General features: G+C 68.3%; 4 protein-coding genes and 1 pseudogene. 2 read left to right on the top strand and 3 right to left on the bottom strand.

The features are described 5' to 3' along the window. Positions 1–374 (top strand): annotated as a pseudogene (locus Q0L11_RS13440) (hypothetical protein); the annotation flags it as partial. A gap of 93 nt (positions 375–467) precedes the next feature. After that, entirely contained in the window at positions 468–845 is a 378-nt protein-coding gene (locus Q0L11_RS13435) for an endonuclease domain-containing protein (RefSeq protein WP_296597885.1), read from the top strand. Between the two features lie 59 nt (positions 846–904). Here the strand turns inward: Q0L11_RS13435 and Q0L11_RS13430 are convergent, their stop codons facing one another. The 3 genes from Q0L11_RS13430 to Q0L11_RS13420 all read right to left on the bottom strand — a co-directional run. After that, a complete protein-coding gene (locus Q0L11_RS13430) occupies positions 905–1,960 on the bottom strand; it encodes a 2-oxoacid:ferredoxin oxidoreductase subunit beta (RefSeq protein ID WP_296597884.1) in 1,056 nt (351 codons plus the stop codon). Next, a complete protein-coding gene (locus tag Q0L11_RS13425) occupies positions 1,957–3,795 on the bottom strand; it encodes a 2-oxoacid:acceptor oxidoreductase subunit alpha (RefSeq protein ID WP_296597882.1) in 1,839 nt (612 codons plus the stop codon). The genes Q0L11_RS13430 and Q0L11_RS13425 overlap by 4 nt, the downstream gene beginning before the upstream one ends. Beyond that, positions 3,780–4,753, bottom strand: a 974-nt coding sequence (locus Q0L11_RS13420) for a 4Fe-4S dicluster domain-containing protein (RefSeq protein ID WP_296597881.1), incomplete at its 5' end; no start/stop codon positions are given. The genes Q0L11_RS13425 and Q0L11_RS13420, both read right to left, overlap by 16 nt.

Below are 4,753 nucleotides of genomic sequence, written 5' to 3'. Positions count from 1 at the left end.
GGCGCGCGGGTTCGACCTCGTCGACGGGCGACCGGCTGTTCGTGTGGTGGCCGCTGGGGCTGCTGGCCGGGTGGCTGACGGTGGCGGCGGCGCTGAACATCCTGACCGTGATGACCGCCGAGGGCTTGCTGGACGACCTGCCGCGAGCGGCGGCGTTCGCCGGGATCGTCGGGGTGCTGATCGCGGCGCTGTTCGTGCTGCGCGCGACGCGGCTGGCGGCGTTCGGGGCGCCGGTGGCGTGGGGGCTGATCGCCGTCTGGGCAGCCGAGCGGGCGACCAAGGGCGACGTGGCCTCGCTGGCGCTGGGGGCGGCGGTGCTGGTGGGGGCTTACGCGGTGTGGCAGGGGCGTGCGGAGTTCCGGTCCCTCCCTTAATGGGGAGGGACAGACCGCGAAGCGGTCAGGGTGGGGAATTCACGCTCAAGCACGCAGCTTGATCCCAGAACATATAAAGAACATCATGTCGTCATGCGACGCGAGATCACCCGCGCCCGCGAGATGCGCGGGCGGATGAGCGAGGCCGAGGTCATCCTTTGGAGCCGTCTGAAGATGCTCAAGGCGCGCGGCTTCCATATCCGCCGACAGGCGCCGTTCCGAGGCTATTACCTCGACTTCGTCTGCTATGCCCGCCGCACCGTGATCGAGGTGGATGGGAGCCAGCACGGCACGGATGCGCAGATCGAGCATGACACGGTCCGCGACGCCGTCCTTCGTCGGCATGGCTTCACGACGTTGCGGTTCTGGGGCTCTGACGTGCGATCAGACGCGGATTGGGTGATGGATCAGATCATCGCGGCGCTGGAGGCTGCGCCGTGGACGCGGGAGCCGGAGCGCGCTGGGGCTTGATCGTGAGCGCCCCACCCTGACGACTTCGTCGTCTGTCCCTCCCCATTAAGGGAGGGACGTCAGCGCAGCGCGGCGTTGATGCGGTCTAGGGCGGCGGCCCCCGGGACCAGCTCGGCCTCGCCCAGCGCGTTCAACGGCGTCTCCACCGTGCCCACCGCATCGTGCAGGTCGCCCGCTTCCGGGTCGACGAACAGCAGGCCGGTGACGATCTGGCCCCTCGCCTGCCGGGCCTGGAGGTAGCCGAGGGCCTGGGCGCGGCTGGAGGGGTTGTAGAGCTCGTTCAGCTTGTGGAGGGAGAGGATGGAGCCGTCGTGCTGCTGCACGCGGACGGTCTCGCCGGGCTTGTAGTCGACGTGGATCGGGTCGCGCGGGGTGATGACGTCGAGGCGGTTCACGGCCTCGTTGTGCTCGCGCACATAGTCGAAGCTCTTGGTCGAGCCGTTGTGGTTGTTGAACTGCACGCAGGGGCTGATGCAGTCGATGAAGGCGGCGCCCTTGTGGGCCAGGCCGGCCTTGATGAGCGGGACGAGCTGGGCCTTGTCGCCCGAGAAGCTGCGGCCGACGAAGGTGGCGCCCATCTGCAGGGCCAGGCTGACCATGTCGATGCCGGCGTCGTGGTTGACCACCCCGCGCTTGGACTTGGAGCCTTTGTCCGACGTGGCCGAGAACTGGCCCTTGGTCAGGCCGTACACCCCGTTGTTCTCGACGATGTAGAGCATGTTCACGCCGCGGCGGATGGCGTGGGCAAACTGGCCGAGGCCGATGGAGGCGGAATCGCCGTCGCCGGAGACGCCGAGGTAGATCAGGTCGCGGTTGGCGAGGTTCGCGCCGGTCAGCACCGAGGGCATGCGGCCGTGGACGGTGTTGAAGCCGTGGCTGGCCCCCAGGAAGTAGTCCGGCGTCTTGGACGAGCAGCCGATACCCGAGAGCTTGGCCACGCGGTGGGGCGGCAGCTCCAGCTCGAAACAGGCCTGGATGATCGCCGAGGAGATGCTGTCGTGGCCGCAGCCGGCGCAGAGGGTCGAGACCGAGCCCTCGTAGTCGCGGCGCGTGTAGCCCAGGCTGTTGGTGGGCAGGCTGGGGTGATGCAGCTGGGGCTTGAGGATGTAGGTCATTCCGCGGCCTCGATCTGGCCAAGCTGCATCCGCTCGGCGATGGCGCCGGCGATGAAGCGGGCGGTGATGGGCGTGCCGTCGTAGTGCAGCACCGGGACCAGCTTGGCCGGGTCGACGTCGCCCTCGGTGGTCAGCAGGGTGCGGAACTGGGCGTCGCGGTTCTGCTCGACGACGTAGATCCGCTCGTGCTGGGCGATGAAGGCGAACACCTCGTCGGCGAACGGGAAGCCGCGGACGCGCAGGGCGTTGAGGCGGCGGCCCTGGGCCTCCAGCATCTCCAGCGCCTCGTGCATGGCCGGGGCGGTGGAGCCGAAGTAGATCACCCCGTCCGTGGCCTTGCCCTTCGCGGGGCGCAGCACCGGCGCGGGAACCAGGGTCTTGGCCGTATCGAACTTGCGGAGCAGGCGCTCCATGTTGTCGACGTAGACGGCGCCCTCCTCCGAGTAGCGGGCATAGGGGTTCCGCGACGTGCCGCGGGTGAAATAGCCGCCCTTGGTGGGGTGTGTGCCGGGATAGGTGCGGTAGGGGATGCCGTCGCCGTCCACCTCCTTGTAGCGGCCGAAGTCGGCCCCCGCCTCCAGCATTTCGGCGGTCATCACCTTGCCGCGATCGAGGCGCCGGGCGTCGTCCCACTGGAAGGGCTTGGTCAGCCACTCGTTCATGCCGATGTCGAGGTCGAGCATGACGAAGATCGTAGTCTGCAGCCGGTCGGCCAGGTCGAAGGCAAGGCTACCCATCTCGAAGCACTCGCCGGGGTCGGCCGGCAGCAGCATCGGATGCTTGGTGTCGCCATGGCCGGCATAGGCGGCGGCCAGCAGGTCAGCCTGTTGCGTGCGGGTGGGCATGCCGGTGGACGGACCGCCCCGCTGGACGTCGAAGATCACCGCAGGAATCTCGGCGAAGTAGCTGAGTCCAATGAATTCCGTCATCAGCGACACGCCGGGGCCGGAGGTGGCCGTAAACGCGCGGCAGCCGTTCCAGCCGGCGCCGACCACCATGCCGATCGAGGCGATCTCGTCCTCGGCCTGGACGATGGCGTAGCGGGCTTTCCCGGTCTCAGGATCTGTCCGCAAGTCCTGGCAATAGCTGGTGAAAGCCTCGGCCAGGGAGGTGGACGGCGTGATCGGGTACCAGGCGCAGACCGTGGCCCCGCCGTAGACCGCGCCCAGGCCGGCGGCCTGGTTGCCCTCGACATAGATTCGGTCGCCCACGGCGTCGGCGCGGCGCACCTGTAGCGGGATCGGGGCGAGATGCTGCTGGACGTAGTCGATGCCCATGCGCAGCGCCTCGACATTGGCCTTGATCAGCCGGTCCTTGCCCGCGAAATCCTCGGCCAGCAGCTCCTCGATGGCCGACGTCTCCATGCCAAGAAGCGCCGCCAAGGCCCCGACATAGATGGTGTTCTTGAAAAGCTGGCGCTCGCGCGGAAGCTCGTAGGCCTCGTTGCACATGGCGGTCAGGGGCACGCCGATGACGGTGATGTCGTCACGGAACCTCGCCAGCGGCAGCGGCTTGGTGGAGTCGTAGAACAGGTAGCCCCCGCTCTCGATCTCGGCCACGTCGCGGTCCCAGGTCTGCGGGTTCATGGCGACCATCAGGTCCACCCCGCCCCGGCGGCCCAGGTGACCGGCCTCGGTCACCCGCACCTCGTACCAGGTGGGCAGGCCCTGGATGTTCGACGGGAAGATGTTGCGCGCCGCCACCGGCACGCCCATCCGCATCACCGAGCGGGCGAACAGGCCGTTGGCGCTGGCCGAGCCCGACCCGTTGACGTTGGCGAACTTGACGACGAAATCGTTGATCCGCGGCTGCCCCGCCTTCACTGACTCAGGCATTGCGGCCCCGCGTGCGTCATCTCGAGATAGAACTTCTGCATGTCCCAGGCGCCGGTCGGGCACCGCTCGGCGCAGAGGCCGCAGTGCAGGCAGACATCCTCGTCCTTGGCCATCACCCGTCCGGTCGGCAGCTTGCCGGAGACGTAGAGGTCCTGGGTCAGGTTGGTCGCCGGCGCCTTGAGCCGCCCGCGCAGCTCGGGCTCCTCGCCGTCCTCGGTGAAGGTGATGCAGTCCATCGGGCAGATGTCGACGCAGGCGTCGCACTCGATGCACAGCTTGTCGGCGAACACGGTCTGGACGTCGCAGTTCAGGCAGCGCTGGGCCTCCCGCAGGGCCAGCTCGCGGTCGAAGCCCAGCTCCACCTCCAGCCGCACGTCCTTCAGCGCCTCGACCTTGTCGCGCATCGGCACGCGGTAGCGGTGGTCGTTGGAGACGTCGTTGTCGTAGCTCCACTCGTGGATGCCCATCTTCTGGCTCACGAGGGTCACGCCCGGCGCCGGGCGGACGGCGACGTCCTCGCCGTGGCAGTGCTTGTGGATCGAGACCGCGGCCTCGTGGCCGTGGGCCACGGCCCAGATGATGTTCTTCGGCCCGAACGCGGCGTCGCCGCCGAAGAAGACGTTCGGCAGGGTCGAGCGGAACGTCGCCGGGTCGACCTTGGGCATGTGCCACTCGTCGAACTCCAGCCCGATGTCGTCCTCGATCCAGGGGAAAGCGTTCTCCTGCCCCACGGCCACCAGCACGTCGTCGCATTCGTAGTGCTCGTCCGGCTCGCCCGAGGGGACCAGCCGGCGGCGGCCGCGCTCGTCGAACTCGGCCTTCACCACCTCGAACAGTACGCCCGTCAGCCGTCCGCCCTCGTGGGTGAAAGCCTTGGGGACCCGGTAGTTGAGGATCGGGATGTCCTCATGGATCGCGTCCTCCTTCTCCCAGGGGGACGCCTTCATCTCCTCGAAGC

Origin of the sequence: Phenylobacterium sp. (assembly GCF_024508875.1) — a bacterium.
Classification (GTDB): domain Bacteria; phylum Pseudomonadota; class Alphaproteobacteria; order Caulobacterales; family Caulobacteraceae; genus Phenylobacterium.
Note: the sequence above shows the minus strand (reverse complement) of the source record. Positions and strands in the feature narration are given on the sequence as shown.

Coding starts and splice junctions, on each gene's coding strand:
- Q0L11_RS13425 (WP_296597882.1), bottom strand. CDS start 3,795: ATGCCTGAGTCAGTGAAGGCGGGGCAGCCGCGGATCAACGATTTCGTC.
- Q0L11_RS13430 (WP_296597884.1), bottom strand. CDS start 1,960: ATGACCTACATCCTCAAGCCCCAGCTGCATCACCCCAGCCTGCCCACC.
- Q0L11_RS13435 (WP_296597885.1), top strand. CDS start 468: ATGCGACGCGAGATCACCCGCGCCCGCGAGATGCGCGGGCGGATGAGC.